This is a genomic window from Streptomyces sp. NPDC043896 (assembly GCF_056435605.1).
In genome coordinates this window covers 1-16,676 of the sequence record NZ_JBWKEE010000041.1, presented here as the reverse complement: position 1 = coordinate 16,676, position 16,676 = coordinate 1, and the positions used below count along the sequence as shown (strand labels likewise).

Annotated in this window: 17 protein-coding genes and 2 pseudogenes; 14 read left to right on the top strand and 5 right to left on the bottom strand. The window is 72.6% G+C overall.

All coding sequences use genetic code 11. From position 1 onward, the window contains the following. Positions 1–22 precede the first annotated feature (22 nt). Positions 23–1,696: a conjugal transfer protein gene (locus AC069X_RS35995; protein WP_478735563.1), complete on the bottom strand. Its 1,674-nt coding sequence runs from the start codon at positions 1,694–1,696 to the stop codon at positions 23–25. A gap of 272 nt (positions 1,697–1,968) precedes the next feature. On the opposite strand from AC069X_RS35995, the gene AC069X_RS35990 reads away from it, so the two are divergent. The 9 genes from AC069X_RS35990 (at position 1,969) to AC069X_RS35950 (ending at position 11,050) form a co-directional block, all read left to right on the top strand. Further along, positions 1,969–2,430 (top strand): hypothetical protein, encoded by a 462-nt coding sequence (locus tag AC069X_RS35990; protein ID WP_478735561.1) that lies wholly within the window; start codon positions 1,969–1,971, stop codon positions 2,428–2,430. A gap of 41 nt (positions 2,431–2,471) precedes the next feature. Further along, positions 2,472–3,107 carry a hypothetical protein gene (locus AC069X_RS35985; RefSeq protein WP_478735559.1) on the top strand — a complete coding sequence of 212 codons (636 nt, stop codon included), beginning with the start codon at positions 2,472–2,474 and terminating at the stop codon, positions 3,105–3,107. Then, positions 3,104–4,300, top strand: coding sequence for a hypothetical protein (locus AC069X_RS35980; protein WP_478735557.1), 1,197 nt, complete (start codon positions 3,104–3,106; stop codon positions 4,298–4,300). Before AC069X_RS35985 ends, AC069X_RS35980 begins: the two co-directional genes overlap by 4 nt. Then, entirely contained in the window at positions 4,297–4,686 is a 390-nt protein-coding gene (locus AC069X_RS35975; protein ID WP_478735555.1) for a DUF4913 domain-containing protein, read from the top strand. Before AC069X_RS35980 ends, AC069X_RS35975 begins: the two co-directional genes overlap by 4 nt. A gap of 188 nt (positions 4,687–4,874) precedes the next feature. Further along, complete coding sequence (locus tag AC069X_RS35970; protein WP_478735553.1) at positions 4,875–5,576, top strand: hypothetical protein; 702 nt, start codon at positions 4,875–4,877, stop codon at positions 5,574–5,576. 7 nt (positions 5,577–5,583) lie between these two features. Continuing rightward, the gene (locus tag AC069X_RS35965) at positions 5,584–7,626 is read left to right on the top strand and encodes a peptidoglycan DD-metalloendopeptidase family protein (protein ID WP_478735551.1); all 2,043 of its coding nucleotides are present in this window, start codon (positions 5,584–5,586) and stop codon (positions 7,624–7,626) included. 86 nt (positions 7,627–7,712) lie between these two features. Then, on the top strand, positions 7,713–9,446 hold the full coding sequence (locus AC069X_RS35960; protein WP_478735549.1) for a type IV secretory system conjugative DNA transfer family protein: 1,734 nt from the start codon (positions 7,713–7,715) through the stop codon (positions 9,444–9,446). Positions 9,447–9,600: 154 nt separating this feature from the next. Continuing rightward, positions 9,601–10,179 (top strand): TetR/AcrR family transcriptional regulator, encoded by a 579-nt coding sequence (locus AC069X_RS35955; RefSeq protein ID WP_478735547.1) that lies wholly within the window; start codon positions 9,601–9,603, stop codon positions 10,177–10,179. An 88-nt stretch (positions 10,180–10,267) separates the two neighbouring features. Further along, the gene (locus AC069X_RS35950) at positions 10,268–11,050 is read left to right on the top strand and encodes an oxidoreductase (protein WP_478735545.1); all 783 of its coding nucleotides are present in this window, start codon (positions 10,268–10,270) and stop codon (positions 11,048–11,050) included. An 84-nt stretch (positions 11,051–11,134) separates the two neighbouring features. Here AC069X_RS35950 and AC069X_RS35945 read toward each other — a convergent pair whose 3' ends face one another. Continuing rightward, complete coding sequence (locus AC069X_RS35945; RefSeq protein ID WP_478735543.1) at positions 11,135–11,977, bottom strand: alpha/beta fold hydrolase; 843 nt, start codon at positions 11,975–11,977, stop codon at positions 11,135–11,137. Positions 11,978–12,090: 113 nt separating this feature from the next. Beyond that, positions 12,091–12,924 (bottom strand): L-threonylcarbamoyladenylate synthase, encoded by an 834-nt coding sequence (locus AC069X_RS35940; protein WP_478735541.1) that lies wholly within the window; start codon positions 12,922–12,924, stop codon positions 12,091–12,093. A gap of 160 nt (positions 12,925–13,084) precedes the next feature. Between AC069X_RS35940 and AC069X_RS35935 the strand changes: the two genes are divergently transcribed. Genes AC069X_RS35935 through AC069X_RS35925 form a run of 3 tightly spaced genes read left to right on the top strand, consistent with a single transcriptional unit; the run spans position 13,085 to position 14,174 of the window. Then, complete coding sequence (locus AC069X_RS35935) at positions 13,085–13,453, top strand: DUF3040 domain-containing protein (protein WP_478735539.1); 369 nt, start codon at positions 13,085–13,087, stop codon at positions 13,451–13,453. Between the two features lie 53 nt (positions 13,454–13,506). After that, entirely contained in the window at positions 13,507–13,917 is a 411-nt protein-coding gene (locus AC069X_RS35930) for a VOC family protein (RefSeq protein WP_478735537.1), read from the top strand. Next, entirely contained in the window at positions 13,917–14,174 is a 258-nt protein-coding gene (locus tag AC069X_RS35925; RefSeq protein WP_478735536.1) for a hypothetical protein, read from the top strand. Before AC069X_RS35930 ends, AC069X_RS35925 begins: the two co-directional genes overlap by 1 nt. Positions 14,175–14,331: 157 nt before the next feature. On the opposite strand, the gene AC069X_RS35920 is transcribed toward AC069X_RS35925, so the two are convergent. After that, a complete protein-coding gene (locus AC069X_RS35920) occupies positions 14,332–14,925 on the bottom strand; it encodes an MBL fold metallo-hydrolase (RefSeq protein ID WP_478735534.1) in 594 nt (197 codons plus the stop codon). A gap of 103 nt (positions 14,926–15,028) precedes the next feature. Between AC069X_RS35920 and AC069X_RS35915 the strand changes: the two genes are divergently transcribed. Further along, a complete protein-coding gene (locus AC069X_RS35915) occupies positions 15,029–15,988 on the top strand; it encodes a GlxA family transcriptional regulator (RefSeq protein WP_478735532.1) in 960 nt (319 codons plus the stop codon). On the opposite strand, the pseudogene AC069X_RS35910 reads toward AC069X_RS35915, so the two are convergent. Next, positions 15,969–16,388: pseudogene (locus AC069X_RS35910) on the bottom strand (alpha/beta fold hydrolase); the annotation flags it as partial. The gene AC069X_RS35915 and the pseudogene AC069X_RS35910 sit on opposite strands and share 20 nt — an antisense overlap. Here AC069X_RS35910 and AC069X_RS35905 point away from each other — a divergent pair. Continuing rightward, positions 16,389–16,559 (top strand): annotated as a pseudogene (locus tag AC069X_RS35905) (TetR/AcrR family transcriptional regulator); the annotation flags it as partial. Positions 16,560–16,676: the final 117 nt, after the last annotated feature.

The following is a 16,676-nucleotide window of genomic DNA, read 5'->3' as shown; positions in this document are numbered from 1 at the left end:
CGCCGCCTTGCGCGATGACGCGTCAGTTGGCCGACCGGGAAGCGGACGGCTTGGGCGATGGGGAGGCGCCGGGGGAGGCCGAGCCGGACGGAGAGGCCGACCCGGACGGGGCGGGCGAGCCGGACGGGGCGGGCGAGTTGCTCGCTCCGGAGGCCGGGGTGGCGCTCGGGGAGGCCGTGCCGGGTGTGTCCGCCCGCCCGCCCGTGGGGTCCATGACACCGCCGCGGATGTCCCTGATGAACCAGCCCTGTGCCGTGTTCACCACGGTCACCCGGTACGAGCGCTTCAGGGCCACCTCCGCCTTCGCGTCGTCGGCCCCTCCGCCGCCCCAGACGACCGTCACCCGTGCCGGGACCGCCTGGCCCTGGCTGTACGTGACCTTCTTGCCGGCCTCGGTGCCCTCGGGCGCCAGCGCCTGGACCTCCTGGACCACCGGTGAGTTCAGCACGCCGGCCAGGCCCGAGACCGCCGCGGGGGTCGCGTCGGGGGTGGTGAAGCGGGTCAGGGCGGTGGTGTCGGACGCGGCCCACGCCTTGAAGTAGCCGGCCAGGACCTGGTCCCTGAGCTGGGCGGAGAGTTCCTGGTCGATGACCTCTTCCCCCTTCTCCAGCGCGGGCGCGGTGTCACGGACCGGCAGCGGCATCTCGCCGACGTTGCCGACGACCCGCAGCCCGGAAGCGCCGGCGAGGTCCTTGACGTACACCGGTACGGAGAGGGTGGTGGTGCGGCCGCCCGTGTAGGTGACCTGGATGTTGAGGTACCGGCCGTTCTTCCCGTGTTCGGGGAGCTCTTCGACGGTCCCGTCCCAGTTCGCCTGCTTGACCTGCTGCTTGCCCTTCCCGTTCCAGCCGCAGTCGCGGTCGACGCCGGCCGAGATGTAGCGGGAGAGGGATTCACGGCGCTTGTCGGCGTTCTCCGGCGAGTACGTCATGCAGAGGGACGCGTACTCCTCGGCGAAGACCGCCGCCGACTGGACCGGGAAGTCGGTCAGGCGGTAGCGGTCCAGGTCCTTGCCGTCCAGGGCAGCGGGCTGCACGGAGACGGAGGACCTGCCGATGACCAGGCCCGTGACACCGCAGGAGCCCAGCGCGAAGGCGCAGGTGGTGATCAGCAGCGTCGCCCTCAGGGCGACGTGCGTGCTCCGGCCGTTCGAGGGCAGCCGGCCTCCGGGGCGCGGCACCTCGAACCGGGCATCCGGCCCCTTGGCCCCGTTCCGCGCGGGCGCGGGGGTGGTCTGGGCGGCGGACGGATCCGGCCCGGCAGCAGGTCCGCTCACGGACTCCGCAGCGGGGACCGCGGAGGCGGAAGCCGTCCCGCCGCCCTTGCGGTTCTCGCGCGCGGCCTTCTTGCTCTCGTACGCGGCCTTGCGCGCCGCCTTCTTGCGTTCGTACTCGGCCTTGCGCTCGGCCTTCGCCTGCTCCCGCTTGTCCTTCTTCGACTCGGCGGCAGGCCGGTCCGCACGCGGCGGGAGGCTCGGCACCGCCGCCTGGCCCGGCGGGACGTTGGACTGCGGGGCCACGCGCACCCAGGCGGCGGCCACCTGCGAACGGGCCTCCTCCGCGGAGAGCTGGGGCGTGGCCGGGTAAGCGTACGGACCGGGCCCCCGCTGGCCGGGCTGCGCGGCGCCGGACTGCGCGGGGTGCCCGGCAGGCAGGCCCTCGCCGACCCCGTCCGCGGAACTGCTGTGGTCCGTCATCGGCTCGGTTCTCTCCCCGCGTGTGATCCCCGTCCGCCGGTCGGGCGCGCGGCGGGCCCTGGCGAGACCAGGTGCGGACGGCAGTGTGGCAAATCGAGCTGACACTCCCCTCCCGGTTTTCCTCGCGTGGAGAGGTGAGGAAAAAGCAAGGAATCCCCGTGAGGAAAACCGCGGGGCGACGGCGCGGCCACCCGCCCACGACTCCGTCACAATGCCGGGTTGTGCCCGGGTTGCGGGTACGGAGCCGCCCCCGACCTCCCGAAGGACCAGAGTTGAGCGATCAGAAGGTTCACCCGTGGCAGGACGCGGGCGCCGCCCCCGAGGCCCCCGAACCGCTGCCCGAGGAGGCCGACCACGCCTGGATCTCCGGCTACGAGCCGGGCAACCCCTGGCAGTCGAAGCTCTGCCTGCGCACCCCGCACGGCACGGTCGCGTACCCCCTCACCCCGCACACCATGCCGGACCTCCTGGAGGGGCTCGTGGTGGTCGCCCAGGAGCAGCAGGGGGTGACGGGGGTGGACGCGCTGTACGACCCGGAAGCCGACGAGCCCGAGACGGACGCACAGCCTGACGAGCCGGCAGAGGCCCCGACCACCATCCACAACGGCCGCGCGGCGCGACTGACCGGCTGGGCCGTGGTCCACGAACTGTGGGAGCGGGAGGACCCGAAGGTCCGGCTCATCATGGGCGCGACCGTCGTCGCCGTCTTCGTGCTGGGGATCTTGCTTTCCTGACGAGTTACGGTTCAAAACCACCACGGACGAAGGAGACCAGCATGCTGACGGAGACGACCGGCCGGACGCCACAGGACCTCGCCGCCGAACTGACCGGCCTCAAGGCCGTCGACGACTGGCCGTCGGTGTGGGCGGGCCCGCCGCAGGGCGGGACGGCGGAGTTCTACGCATGGTGCGAGCGCTACGGCTGGGAGCCTCAGACGACCGAGCGCAGTCTCTGGGTCCGCACGCGCAGTGGAGGCCACTGGGCGCTGTTCCCGGTGTTGGGCAGCGACTGGAGCCCCCTCATGAGCCTCAGCCACCAGGGATGGCACATCACCGCAGGCTCCGGGAAGGAGAACCCGGACGTACACCCGGCCGCGGCGGAGGTGTGGTCCTCCTGCCTCGAGGCCGCCGAGGCCGCCTTGGGTGCCCCGACCTGGTCCGGGCAGTGGGATTCCCCCGACTTCCCCGAGCCTCCCCACCCCGCCTACTGGCGGGACCGTGAGGAACGGGCGCTGAGCCGCAACCCGTTCCGGTTCGCTTACTGGGCGCCGGAGGCAGGTGTCCCCGGGCAGCCCTGCATCGCCCTGAGCCAGTCGGTGTCGTTCCAGACCTGGACCACGGACGGCCCCGGCAGCTCGGCCATCTCCTTGGACGCCTACGCACCGATCGAGTTCCTCGCGGGTGATCGGTGAGCCGAGTCGCACCGCTCACACGGGAAGAGATCGAGCTCGCGCAGCGCCTCGAGGCCAAGCACAAGGCCGGGGAACCGCGCTCGCGAGCGGACGCGCGCAGGCTCGTCGCCCGGATATTCGCCGACCGGCAGGCGGCCCACGAGCGACAGGTGGAGCTTGACCGGCAGCAAGGCCTCGAGCCTGCGGGCGAGAACGAACTCCCCGACCTGATGTCGTTCATCCGGAGCGTCGCCGAGAATGAGGAGGTCACCCACCCTGACCGGGGCGATGACCGGGCGCTCTGGTCCTGGCAGTCTCAGCCGGAGGGCATGGACCGGGAGATAAAGCACCGGTTCCTGGCCCAGGCGTGTGGCGAAACACGTGGGTACCAGGTTCTGGAGGACACTCCGGCAGCAGGCCGGATGGACGGGTACTACCTGGGGAACCCCTACATGGTCGAGGTGCTCACGACGGACTACGGCGTGGCCGCAGCCGACTTGGAGAAGACCACTGCGGAGATCTGGCCCCTCGTCTCGGATCGTTACGCCGCGGCCGCCAAAGGTCAGGTGCGGGTCTTCGCGGCCGAGATCGGTGAAGGCTCCATCCTGGGTGCGACGGAGCTGAAGCGGGTCCTCGGACCGGAGGGAGTCGGCAAGGAGAACGTGGACTTCCTGGTCGACTTCCCCCACCAGGAGCACCTGCCGACGGACATCCGCGACGTCATGGTGGACCCGGCTGCCCGGTGCCAGCTGCGGAGGGAGGACTACCTGAAGGGAGAGGACAAGACTCCCGCCTACTTCGCCGACAAGCTGGCCGCCATCGACGTCCCCGAGCACCTGAAGGAGGCGCACGCCGCGGCGGTCGCGAAACTGAAGGCGGCGGAGAGCTACGCCGAACTGACCCCGCCCCAGGCGGAGATCACTGGACCCGAGCTCACGGGGCCGGAGCCCCAGCAGCCCGGCGGCCACCTCACGTACCAGCACCCCGAGCTCGCCGAACCCGCGCCGGACCAGCCGACGTCCGTACCCACGACGCCCGCCCAGCCCGACCCCGAGCCCAGGCTGCCCGTGCACGGTGCCTCGTTCCTCCACGGGGCGACCATCCCCCGCACCCTCACCGTGCCGTCCCGTCCGGCCCCCGCCGTGGCGAGCACGCACGGGGTGATCAACCCGGTGGTCGAAGCCGCCCCCAAGTCCCCGGAGATCGACCTGTGACCGGCCCCGAAGCGGCCCCCGCCCCCGGCGAGGAGGTCGAGCTCTTCTTCTCGGACGTCTTCGCCTTCGTCAGCGAGTTCCTCGCCCCGACCGTGCGTCGTCGGCTCAACGGTTCCTCCGCCACCTGGTGCCCCCGCTGGTGGGAGCACCCCGAGGCCGGCGCGCGCCTGTCCGCGCTCTGGCTCGCCTGGGAACAGCTGCGCCTGGAGCCCACCCTCGGCCTGTCGACGTGGTGGCTGCACCACGCCGATCCGCACCTGCGGGTGCTGATGGACACGGACCTCGGGCCGTTCGCGGCCTGTTCGCCCAAGGTGGGCGGACACACCGCGTACCCCTTCGACCCCCTCCCGCTGGAGGAGTACGACCCCGAGGCACAACCCCTGTGAGAGAACGTGAGGGCGCGCGTGGCGATCCTCACGGTTCCCCCCATCCGTCAACCCCCTGCCGATCGAGGCGTTTTCCTCATCCCTCCCCCGCCTTTTCCCCGTCTTTCCCCGTGAGGAAATCGCACGTCCGTCCGGCCATCCCGGCACCTACGGTGTCTCGGCGACCTGACTGAGGGAGGCCCGGGACGGTGGATTCACCTGCCGAGAACAAGCGAAGTGCCGTACTGGCCCTGGCACTGCTCGGTACCCTACTGGTCGGCAGCCTGGTCGTCCTCACCGTCTTCGACGGCGATGACGACCCCGGGGCCGATGCCAAGCCCAAGGCGACCGCGACGGCAGCCACACGAGGCACGGGCGCAGGTACGGGCGCGGGTACGGGCGCGGGCTCCGCCGCCGGGGGCGCCGCTCCGCAGGCCGGGTCGGCCGCCGGGGTGCCCCCCATCGTCCAGCCCGCCGACCTGGACGAGGCCCACCGCGCGATGGCCGCCTACATGTCGGGCCTGAACACCTTCAAGTACACCGACGACAACGCTTCCTGGGCGCCCCGCCTGCTGGCCCTCACCGACGGCGGCGAGACGATGAAGAAGCACACCGCGCTGCCGACCGACAAGGCCTGGGCCGCCTGCCGGCAGAGCAAGTGCTCCTCCGCGGGGCAGGCCTTCGTACGCCGTGACGCACTGATCGCCGACGAGCTCACGCGCGGCAGCGGTCAGGCGATCTCCAGCGTGGTGGAAGTGACCGCGACCCGCTCGAGCGACGGCCGCAACACCGAGACCGAGACCAACACCTGGCTGGTGAGCGCGCGCAAGAGCGGCGGCACGTGGCAGGTGAACGGCTTCGACATATACGGCCTGGGCAACGTGGGTGCGCCCGAGCCCAAGGGAGGGTGAGGCACCCGTGGTGGCTCCTGCCGTACTGGCGGCCGCGACGAAGGCCGCCAAGGTGGCGAAGGCCGCCAAGAGCGCGGCCCAAGTCGCTTCGGGACAAGGCGGCAAGGGTGGCGGCGGAAAGAAGAAGAACGACCTCAAGTGGGTGCTGGTCATCGTCGGCGTCGGTGCCGCGCCGACCCTCGGCGCCCTCCTCGTCGTGATGGTCCTGATCATGGCCCTCGTAGCCGGCCTGGGCGGCGGCGCCGCCCAGGCGGCCTGCGGCAACTACGGGGAGAACGCGGGAGCGGGCAATACGGGCGACAAGGCCGCGACGAACCCGATCATGCCCGCGGGCAAGATGTACATGCCGAGCGACACCGCCCGCGACGAGATACCCCCGAAGATGATCCTCGCCTCGATGCGGGCGGCCGCGCGCTACGACGGCCTCGACTGGACGATCATCGCCGGGCAGATGTACCAGGAGACGAGGTACGGCCAGGACAAGTCCGCGGCCCCCGGCGGCGACAACGGCTTCGGCTACAAGGGCCTGCTGCAGTTCGGTGACTGGGCCTGGGGCAAATTCGGCGAGGACGGCAACGGCGACGGCCAGAAGGACCGCTACAGCATCGACGACTTGGCCTTCGCCGCGGCCAACTACATGCACGCCCTGAAGGTGGAGACCAACGCCTGGGACGCGCTGCTCGGCTACTCCGGCTCGCTCAAGACCAACACCGTCTACCCGCGCGTGGTGCTCACCCAGGCCGCCCGCTACCGCGGCACCCTCACCAGCGACAAGGACCTCATCAACCGCTGGTACGCGCACTTGAAGACCACCGTCGAGAAGAATCCTTCCTTCCCGGTCCTGGGCCAGACCGCGGACATCCCCGAGCCCGTCGGCAACGACGCCCAGCCGAGCGAGGCGCTGAGCATCCGCTCCAAGGGCCCCCGCAGCTGGTCCACCCCGCCCCTCGGCGGAGGCGGACAGGGCGGCACGACGACGGCCATGGCACCGATGGGCTTCTCCCGTCCACTCGCGGCCCCGTTCCGCCCGGACGACCCTCCCGCCACGACCACGGGCAAGGACTGGCAGTGGCCGCTGAGGCAGGGCACGTACACGGTCGGCACCAAGTACCACGCGGAGGGCCCGCACTGGAGTCTCGGCTACCACACCGGGCTCGACCTGGCGGCTTCCTCCGGCACCCCGATCCACGCCCCGGCCGACGGCAAGGTGGTGAAGATCGACAGTGCCGGCGCGTACGGCAACCAGACCCGCCTAGAGCACGCGGGCGGCGTCATCACCCTGTACGCCCACCAGACCTCCGTCTCCGTGAAGATGGGCGACACCGTCAAGCGTGGCGACCAGATCGGCACGGTGGGCGAGACGGGCAACGCCTTCGGCGCCCACCTCCACTGGGAGGTGCTGATGCCGGGCGTGGACGACCCCTTCCGCAGCGGCCAGGACAGCGGCCCCGGCCAGATCGACCCGGAGGCATGGCTGGCCGGCAAGATCACGGCCAGCCCCGACTACGGCACCGTGCCCGGGGGCAACGGCAACGGCAAGGACGCCGACTACCGCGACTGCGCCAAGAACGGCAAGGGCACCCCGGTCCCGCCGGACGGCCTCGGCTCGACCGGGCCCCTGCCCGACGTGGACGACCAAGTGGTGCGGGCGGCGCTCGGCTGGGCCCAGCGCGGGATCGGCAAGCCCTACGTCCTGGGCGCCGCCCGTCTGCAGGGCGAGAACCCCACATCCTTCGACTGCTCCAGCTTCACGCAGTGGATCTACTACCAAGCCAGCGGCGGCAAGATCAACATCGGGTACACCACCTACGACCAACAGCCCAACCTCGCGAAGTACAAGGTCGAGCTGAACCAGGCCAAGCCGGGCGATGTGATCTTCTTCGACCCCAGCTCGGCGGGATCCGAGCACGTCGGCGTCGTCTGGGACCCGGCCAAGCACACGATCCTCCACGCTCCGCGGCCGGGCAAGAACGTCGAGTTCAGCAACTGGGACCACCAGGCGAAGATCACGGGCGTCTACCGGGTGCCCACCGGAGGGAAGTTCCCCTAGAACGGCAGCGCGCACGGCGCACGAAACCACCAGAAGAACGAGATGCCGACGTCCACCCCGGGCCCGGCGGAAGGAACGCCCTGACCATGGCCCCCGAACCACAGAAGAAGCCGCGCGCCGAAGACGACTGGACGATCGAGATCGTCCTCCTCGTCGTCAGCGTCCTGGCCCTCCTGTCCGCCGCCTGGCTCGCGGCCCGCCTCGGCGCGGCGTTCACCGAACAGCCGGAGCCCCCGGGCAACCCCTTCTCCTTCGCCATCGCCCTGGCCAAGGGCGACTACTCCTGGCCGGGCGGCGCGGCCAACGCCATCGCCGCCGCCGAAGCACTGCTGCTCGCGGGCCTGGTCACCGCCGGGTACCGGATATCCCGGCGGCTGCGCGACAAACCCGACGTGGACCGGGCCGCCCGGCACATGACGAACGGCGCGGAGCTCGGCAAGCTCACCATGAAGGGGGCTGCCGCGACCGCGGAGCGCCTCGGCGTACAGGCCCGGGTGCCCGGCGTCTTCATCGGCCGGTCGGTGAAGGGCCGGCAGCCGCTGTTCGGCTCCTTCGAGGACATGCACGTCGACATCTGGGGCCCGCGTACCGGCAAGACGACCCGGCGCGCCATCCCGGCGATCCTGTCCGCCCCGGGGGCGGTGCTCGTCACCTCCAACAAGCGCGACATCGTCGACGGCACGCGCGGACCCCGCCAGGCCCACGGGCAGGTGTGGGTCTTCGACCCGCAGCAGGTGGCCCAGGAGCCGCCGACCTGGTGGTGGAACCCCCTCTCGTACGTCACCGACGTGGCAAAGGCCCGCAAGCTGGCCGACCACTTCGCCTCGGGCTCACGCGACGCCGACGCCCCCACCGACGCGTACTTCGATCCGGCCGGCCAGGACCTCCTCGCCAACCTGCTGCTCGCGGCGGCGACCGCCAAGACCTCCCTCACCCAGATCTACACCTGGCTGTCCAACCCGAGGGACGACACCCCCGAGCGCATCCTGCGCGGCGCCGGGCACGTCATGCCCGCCGACTCCCTGAACGGCGTGATCACGGCTCCCGACAAGCAGCGCGGCGGCATCTACGGCGTCGCCCAGCAGATGGCGTCCTGCCTGATCAACCCCGAGGTCAACAAGTGGGTGACCCCGCTCGGCCCGGCCGACGACCGCCCCGAGTTCGATCCCCGCGAGTTCGTCCGCACCCGCTCGACGCTCTACTCGCTCTCCCGCGAGGGCACTGACTCCGCGGGCCCGCTGGTGACGGCCCTGACCGTGGCCGTCGTCGAGGCGGCCGAGGAGTACGCCACCACCCAGCGCGGCGGCCGGCTGTCGCTCCCGATGATCGGCGTCCTGGACGAGGCGGCGAACGTCTGCCGCTGGCGCGCGCTGCCCGACCTCTACTCGCACTACGGCTCGCGCGGCATCGTCCTGATGACCATCCTCCAGTCCTGGGCCCAAGGCGTCGAGGTGTGGGGGGACCGCGGCATGGAGAAGCTCTGGTCCGCGGCGAACATCCGGGTCTACGGCGGCGGTGTCTCCGACACCCGCTTCCTCGGCGACCTCTCGGAACTCGCGGGCGAGTACGAGCTTCGCGAGTACTCCGCGACGCGGGAGTCCGAGTTCGGCGGCTGGTCCGGCAACCGCACGGTGAACGAGTCGGCCCGCCGCGAGCGCGTCCTGCAGGTCTCCGACCTGGGCTCGATGCCCCCCGGCCGGGCCCTCGTCCTGGCCTCGGGCACCAAACCGGTCCTGGTGGAGACGATCCCCTGGTGGGAAGGCCCGTACGCCCGCGAGGTCAAGTCCTCCCTGTCCATGTACGACCCCGGCGCCGCCTGAGCACCGCCCGAGCCCTCCCGACCAGGTATGCGGCTCACCGGACGGCCGGGTACGAGCGGCGGCCCGTACCCGGACGGCACCGGCCGCCGCCGGCCCCGCTTGCCTGGGGATGAATTCTTGACCTCAGGGTCAAGAACACTGCTACGGTGGCCCCATGGGCAGGCCGAAGCAGTTCGATCCGGACCTCGCGGTGGAGCGCGCGATGGGCGTCTTCTGGCGCAAGGGGTACGCGGCGACGACGCCCCAGGACCTCGTGGACGAGATCGGCATCGGCAAGGGCAGCCTGTACAACGCCTTCGGCAGCAAGCACGCGCTGTTCGAGCGGGCCCTCGCGCGTTACCGCGACTCACAGGCCGCGTGGCTGGAGGAGCTCCTCGATCACCCCGGGTCGGCGAAGGACCGGCTGCGGGGTGCCCTGCAGGCCCTGGTCACGCTCGATCTGGGCGACCCCGACCGGCGTGGCTGCATGGCGGTGAACACCGCCGCCGAGCTGGCCACTTCGGACGCCGGGACGGCTGACACGGTGCGCAGGATGTTCGCCCGCACGGAGGACGCGTTCCGGGCCACCGTCGAGGAGGGCCAGCGGGCCGGCGAGATCGCCGGCGACCGCGACGCGGCGGCCGTGGCCTCCTGGCTGCTCGCGACGGTGATCGGCATGCGGGTGCTGGCGAAGACCGCCGAGGACGGCACCCGGCTGGAGCGGGTCGTGGACGCGGTGATGCGTGCGCTGTAGGCGGCGCTGACGACCGGATGGCCGTCAGCGCTTTTTCACGGACTGATTTTGTACCTGTAGTTCAAATATTTGGGGAGTGGGACAGGACATGGAACTCGATCTCACGGGCAAGACCGCGGTCGTCACCGGCGCCAGCCGGGGTGTCGGACTCGCGATCGCCCGGCAGCTCATCGCCGAGGGGGTCCGCGTGGTCGGTGCGGCCCGGACGATCACGCCCGAACTGAAGGAGACCGGCGCACACCCGGTCGCGGTCGACCTGAGCACGCCGGAAGGCGCCGAGGAGCTGGAAGCGCAGGCGCTCGCCGCGCTCGGCGGCGTGGACATCCTGGTCAACAACCTGGGCGGCGGTGACGAGTTCACCCTCAACGGGTTCCTCGCGACCGGCGACGCCCTGTGGGCGCACAGCTTCGAGGTCAACCTGTTCGGCACGGTCCGGGTCACCCGCAGGCTGCTGCCGAGCCTTCTGGAACGCCGCGGCTCGGTCGTGAACATCTCCTCGATGTGCGCGCGGCTGCCCGCCACGGGCCCGATCGAGTACAGCGCCGCGAAGGCGGCCCTCAACGCGTTCGGCAAGGCGCTGTCCGAGGAGTTCGGCCCCCGGGGCGTACGCGTGAACACCGTCTCGCCCGGCCCGACCCGTACCGGAATGTGGGAGGACGCCGACGGTTTCGGTGCCCGGCTGGCGGAGGCCAACGGCGTCGGGCACCGCGAGTTCGTCGCCGGGGTCCCGGCGGCGATGGGCATGACCACCGGCCGCATGGTCGAACCCGGCGAAGTCGCGGCCGTCGTCGCGTTCCTCGTCTCCGACCGCGCGGCCAGCGTGACCGGAGCCGATTACGTCGTCGAGGGAGGCGCCGTCAAGACCGTGTGAGACGCCGTCCGGGGGCCGGGACGGGCACCGGCCGGCCCCCGGCTGCCGCCCCGGACGCCGCCGCCGGGATCACCGGCGGCGGGGTCAGGCGGACGCGCCCCCGATGCGGTGTCCGTCCCCCCGGCCGGCGAAGGCGGTCAGGCGTTCCGCGTAGGCGGCGGGGTGGGTGATGTGGGGGATGTGCCCGGCGCCTTCGAAGGTGTGCGTCCGCGCCTGCGGCAGTGCCCCGGCGATCCGGTCCGTGATCGCGGCGAACCAGGGCGGGCTCTGCGTGCCCTTCGACAGCAGGGCGGGCCCGGTGTAGCCGGAGAGCCCGGCGAGGTCGAGGGCGTCCCAGCCCGGGTCGGACTGCTCGTCGAGGAAGGTGGGGGCGTTGGCGACGAAGGTGTCGCGGACCCGTTCCGGCAGCCGGTCCCAGGCGCCGGCTTCCATGACGACCTCCTCCACGAACTGCCGTACCGCCTCCAGCGGCCGGTCCGCCCGCAGGTGCTCCAGTACGGACGCGATCTTCCGGCTCCCGTCGGCGGCCGCCGGCAGCACCTCGGGGGCGTCCGCCACGAGGCCCATCAGCGGGGGGTCGTGGGCGATGACCCCCCGGAAGAGCTCCGGCCGCCGCGCCGCGAGGCCGAGTACGGTCGAGGCGCCGAAGGAGTTGCCCGCCACGTACGCCGGGGCGAACCCGAGCGCCTCGATGAGCGCGGCGAGGTCGTCCTCGTCCTCGGAGCGCGATCCGGGGCCCGGCGGGCGCTCGCTCAGGCTGTGCCCGCGCCGGTCGTAGACCAGGACCCGGAACCGCAGCGCGAGGGCGTGCAGGACGGGCGTCCAGGTCTCGTGGTCGCCCCAGGAACCGTGGACGAGGACCAGCGGATCACCGTCCCCGCCCGCCTCGCAGAAGAGTCCGACACCGTTGACCTCGACCCGTGGCATCCCCGTCTCCTCACCGTGGTGCGGCGGCCGCGAGCCGCTGCCCGCGCCCGGTGCCGTTGAGCTGCCATTGAGTCAGCGCGCCCCGGACCGTGACAACGCCCCGGGGCCGCACATCACCCGTACGTGCGGGCCGGGAGGCGGCGGGTGGCCTGCGGGGCGGGGACGAGGGCGAAGCCGTGGTTGGCGGCGATGGCCCGGGTGTGCGCCTCGGAGAGCGAGCCGTGGCGTTCGAGGGTGAGCGCGGGCAGGTCGGAGCGGCTGCGGCCGGGGGTGTGGTGGAAGGAGAGCACCGTCGTCGGCGTCGGGGCGTGGTGGGGGTGGCGGCGGCGGGCGGCGGGCTCGTCGTCGTGGACGAGGATCCTGACGTCGGGCTCGTGGCCGAAGTCGGCGATCACGCCCTCGGCCCGCCAGTGGGCCGGTTCGGGCTCCGCGCCGGTCAGGTGCCGGGAGCGGTTCACCGAGGTGACGGACAGCAGGGAGCCGTCCGTGCGGTCCAGGGCCTCGGCGAGGAAGCCGTTGGACGGGCACCGGTAGCCCGGCCCGATCAGCTGCACGGTGGCCACCCCGTCCTGGACGGCCGTCAGGTGCGGGGGGACGTGCGCGGCGGCCGGGCCCCGGAAGCCGAAGGGGCCGAGCAGGAACAGTTCCTCGACGAGCTGACGCAGCTGCCGGCGCGGCAGGGACGGCGGGACCCGGCTCCAGTCGAAGACCGACGCGACCCGCTCGCGGACCGTGGTGACGCTGCCGGCCTGCCCGCCCGGGCGGCCCTTCATCCGGTTGACGCGCTCGACGACGGCCCGGTCGGCGCGCGCGGTGACGGCGTAGGAGTTGCCGAACCCGTGGGCCACCGCGCACCCGTCCGCCAGCGCGCCCGCCGCGATCCGTACGTCCTCGGCGTCCTCCAGGACCAGCTGCCCGCTCCGCGCCCTCGTCCGCTGTCCGTTCACTGCCGGCCTCCGCGTGTGATCTTTTACGAACGCCAACGAGGATCCCCCGCCACGGTCACTGGGACCCGGCGCCGGCGGTGTGGACGGCGGAGCGCCGGGTAGGCGCAGCGGGCACCCCGCGCCGCGGAGGTGCGCGGACCGGACACCCGGGAGGTCTGCCATGGACGGACCCGAACTCTCGGAACGGGAGCGCGTGATCCTCGACGGCATCGAGGACGGCCTGCGCTCCGACGGACGCCTCGACCGCAGGCTCCGTACGCTGCGTCGCGGCATCGGCCCGTGGACGGGCACCTGGAACCGTCCCGGGCCGTGGGCGTGCCTGCTGGCCCTGGCCTGCGCCCTCCTGTTCGTACGGGCCGTGGCGAGCGGGACTCCGGCCGGGCTCTGGGTCTTCGCCGGGGTGTGGGTGGCCACCGCGGTCTGCCTGCTGCGGATGGGCTGCCGGTGGGGCCGCCGCAGGATGGCCGCGAGGGCGGCCTCCAGGGCTGAGGGCGGGGCGGCCGGCGGGGCCGCGGGCGGGGAGGACTGAACCGGTCAGGATTCGAGAAGCGCCCTCCGGAGGCCGCCCCTAACGTTGCGGGCATGGACATCACCATTCACACCACGGCCCTCCCGCACGACGACCCGGACGCCTCGGTGGCGTTCTACCGCGACGTCCTCGGCTTCGAGGTCCGCAGCGACGTCGGCCAGGGCAGGATGCGCTGGATCACGGTCGGCCCGGCCGGCCAGCCCGGTACGTCGATCCTGCTGGCGCCGCCGGCCGTCGACCCCGGCATCACCGAGGACGAGCGCCGCACCATCCGGGAGATGATGGCGAAGGGCACGTACGGCTGGATCCTGCTGGCCACCCCGGACCTCGACGGCACCTTCGAGAAGGTGCAGGCCACCGACGCCGAGGTGGTGCAGGAGCCGACGCTCCAGCCGTACGGCGTGCGCGACTGCGCCTTCCGCGACCCCGCGGGCAACCTGGTCCGGATCCAGGAACTGCGCTGATGTGCCGCCCCGGGTGGGCGCGGGCGCTCACCGAGGCCGCGCACCTGAAGGGCCTCGCCCGGCTGCGCCGGGTCCGCGACCGGATCGACCGGGAGCACGCGCGGCCGCTGGACGTCCTGGCCCTGGCGCGGGCCGCTGGCCTGCCGGCCGGGCAGCTGAGCCGCGAGTTCCGGCTCGCCTACGGCGGATCGCCGTACGCCTACGTGACCGCACGCCGCGCGGCCGTCCGCGCGGCGGTCGCCGCCGGGAAGGCCTAGTGCTGTGACCGGGAAGGTTTGCCGGGTCGCGGTGTCCGGTGCGGTGCATCGCAAGGCGGAGGGCCACGGCTCGTACTGGACGTACTTGCGTGGTCCGACAACGCCGCGAGGTGCCGTGCCGGGCGCCGCGACCCGGTGAGCCTTTCCGGTCACAGCACTAGCGCGGGGCGGTGTCGTCGGCCGGGAAGGCGGGGCCGTGGCCGGGGACGATGACGTCGGCGGCGGCGAGCACCCGGTCGCGGGAGGCCCGCAGGATCCGCTGGTCCGGGGCGACCGGGTCGTCGACGGGGCCGTTGGGGCGCCACCACAGGTCGCCGACGAAGGCCACGACGCCCTCGTCGGTGCCCGCCAGCAGGGTGATGTCCTCGCGGCTGTGGCCGGGGGTGCGGATCAGGCGGAGCGAGGGGGTCAGTTCGTGGCCCTCGGCGTCGCGGTCGGTCCACTGGTCGTTCTCGTAGATCGCCTTGTGGTCGTGGACGCGGGCGTGGCCGAAGAGGCCGACGTTCATGGTGTTGTCGGGGTGGTGGTGGCTGAGCACCACGTCCGTGATGTCGTCGGCGGTGAGGCCCATCTCGGCGAGGGGGCCCAGGATCCGGTCGCGGCCGGCCACCATGCCCGGGTCGACGATCACGTGGCGGTCGCCGTCGCCGACGTAGGAGACGGTGGCGGCCACGCCGGGGCCGGTGGAGAGGGTGTAGCCGGTGGTCAGGATGCGGAAGCGGGCGGTGGCGCCGAGCGGTGCGTTCGTCATGCCCCAAGTCTTCGCGGCGCGGGGCCCGTTCACGAGTGGCCGTACTGCCACTGATCGCGGGAATCGTGCCACCGCCCGGCCGGCCGCGTGCCAGACTGCGCGGATGCCGCCCTTCGTGTCCGTCGCCGCGTACGCCCCTCCCGGTGTCGGGATGCTGGGGGCCGGGATCGTCTCCGAGGTGTTCGACGAGCGCGGGCAGGGCCTGCCCCGGTTCGACTTCGCGCTCTGCACGGACCGGCCCGGGGCGGTCCGCAGTGACGTCGGGCTGCCGCTGACGGTCGGACACGGCCTGGACCGGCTGGCCTCGGCGGACCTGGTGATCGCCCTGCCCTGGGCGGACTTCCGCACGCCGCCGCCGGACGCGGTGCTGGCGGCGCTGGCCTCCGCGCACGAGCGGGGCGCCCTGGTCGCGGCGCACTGCGTCGGGGCGTTCGCGCTCGCGGCGGCCGGGCTGCTCGACGGGCGCCGCGCGACCACGCACTGGCGGTTCGCCGGCCTGCTGGCGGAGCTCCATCCGGGGGTGACGGTCGAGCCGGACTCCCTGTACGTGGACGAGGGCCGGATCGTCACGGGAGCGGGCGCCGCCGCCGGCTTCGACCTGTGCCTGCACCTGCTGCGGCGGGAGTACGGGGCCACCACCGCCAACGCCGTGGCCCGGGACCTGGTGCTGCCGTCCCACCGCGACGGCGGGCAGGCCCAGTACCTGGCGACGCCGGTGCCGGAGGACTGCCGGGACGAGAGGCTCGCCGAGGTGCTCGCGTGGGCCCGGGAGCACCTCGGCGAACCGCTGCCGGTGGCGGAGCTGGCCCGCCGGGCGCTGATGAGCCGGCGGTCCTTCGCCCGCCGTTTCGCGGCCGCGACCGGGACCACCCCGCACGCCTGGCTGCTGGGGCTGCGGATCAGCCGTGCCGAGGAGCTGCTGGAGACCACCGGCCTGCCGGTCGAGGAGATCGCCCGGCTGGTCGGGTTCGGCAGCGCGGCGGTGCTGCGCGAGCAGTTCGTACGGCGTCGCGGGGTGCCGCCGCGCTCCTACCGCAGGGCCTTCAGCCGCGCGGCGCGCTGAGCGAGTCGACGTCCTCCATGAAGGAGAGCATCCGGGCGTTGACCACCTCGGGGTGGTCGATCTGCGGGCCGTGCCCGGTCGCGCTGACGATCTCGGCGCGGGCTCCCGGTACCAACCGGGGGACGCGCTCCAGCTGCCGCTTCGGGTGGACGAGCAGGCTGTGCTTGCCCATGATCACGTAGAGCGGGGTCCGGATGGACCGCAGCTCGTCCTCGGCCAGCGGCAGGGGCGCGGGGCGGCGGATCCGGTAGGCGCGGGCGCCTGCCCGGACCCACCTGCGCATCTCGGGGGACGCGATGACCGGCTGGTCCAGCCACGTGGCGAGGCGGGGGCGCAGCGCCTTGGGCGCGAAGGTGGCGAACAGGCTGACGAAGACCCAGGCGAAGAAGCGCAGGCCGACCAGGCCCGGGAGGCGGGTCTGACCGGCCCGGACGTCGACGCGCGCACGGAGGCCATCGGCCTGCTCGCCATGGCGGGCACCCTGGGCACGAGCATCCTGGTCGGCCAGCGCGGACCCGAGTCGGCGATCGCCGTGCTCCGCCACCACCTGGACCGGATCTTCACCCCCTGACGGCCGCGGGACTGCCCTGCGCCTAGACGAGTAAGTCCGAAGTGCTGGTCAGTGGTCGTAGGCGATCAGTGACCTGGTGACCGGGCGTCCGTCGGCTCGGTTGTGCCAGATGGCTGC

Excerpts from the sequence above, each read along its gene's own strand:
- AC069X_RS35955 (WP_478735547.1), top strand. The coding sequence starts at position 9,601 with ATGGGCAGGCCGAAGCAGTTCGATCCGGACCTCGCGGTGGAGCGCGCG.
- AC069X_RS35985 (WP_478735559.1), top strand. The coding sequence starts at position 2,472 with ATGCTGACGGAGACGACCGGCCGGACGCCACAGGACCTCGCCGCCGAA.
- AC069X_RS35945 (WP_478735543.1), bottom strand. The coding sequence starts at position 11,977 with ATGCCACGGGTCGAGGTCAACGGTGTCGGACTCTTCTGCGAGGCGGGC.
- AC069X_RS35995 (WP_478735563.1), bottom strand. The coding sequence starts at position 1,696 with ATGACGGACCACAGCAGTTCCGCGGACGGGGTCGGCGAGGGCCTGCCT.
- AC069X_RS35935 (WP_478735539.1), top strand. The coding sequence starts at position 13,085 with ATGGACGGACCCGAACTCTCGGAACGGGAGCGCGTGATCCTCGACGGC.
- AC069X_RS35930 (WP_478735537.1), top strand. The coding sequence starts at position 13,507 with ATGGACATCACCATTCACACCACGGCCCTCCCGCACGACGACCCGGAC.
- AC069X_RS35915 (WP_478735532.1), top strand. The coding sequence starts at position 15,029 with ATGCCGCCCTTCGTGTCCGTCGCCGCGTACGCCCCTCCCGGTGTCGGG.
- AC069X_RS35925 (WP_478735536.1), top strand. The coding sequence starts at position 13,917 with ATGTGCCGCCCCGGGTGGGCGCGGGCGCTCACCGAGGCCGCGCACCTG.
- AC069X_RS35950 (WP_478735545.1), top strand. The coding sequence starts at position 10,268 with ATGGAACTCGATCTCACGGGCAAGACCGCGGTCGTCACCGGCGCCAGC.
- AC069X_RS35920 (WP_478735534.1), bottom strand. The coding sequence starts at position 14,925 with ATGACGAACGCACCGCTCGGCGCCACCGCCCGCTTCCGCATCCTGACC.
- AC069X_RS35960 (WP_478735549.1), top strand. The coding sequence starts at position 7,713 with ATGGCCCCCGAACCACAGAAGAAGCCGCGCGCCGAAGACGACTGGACG.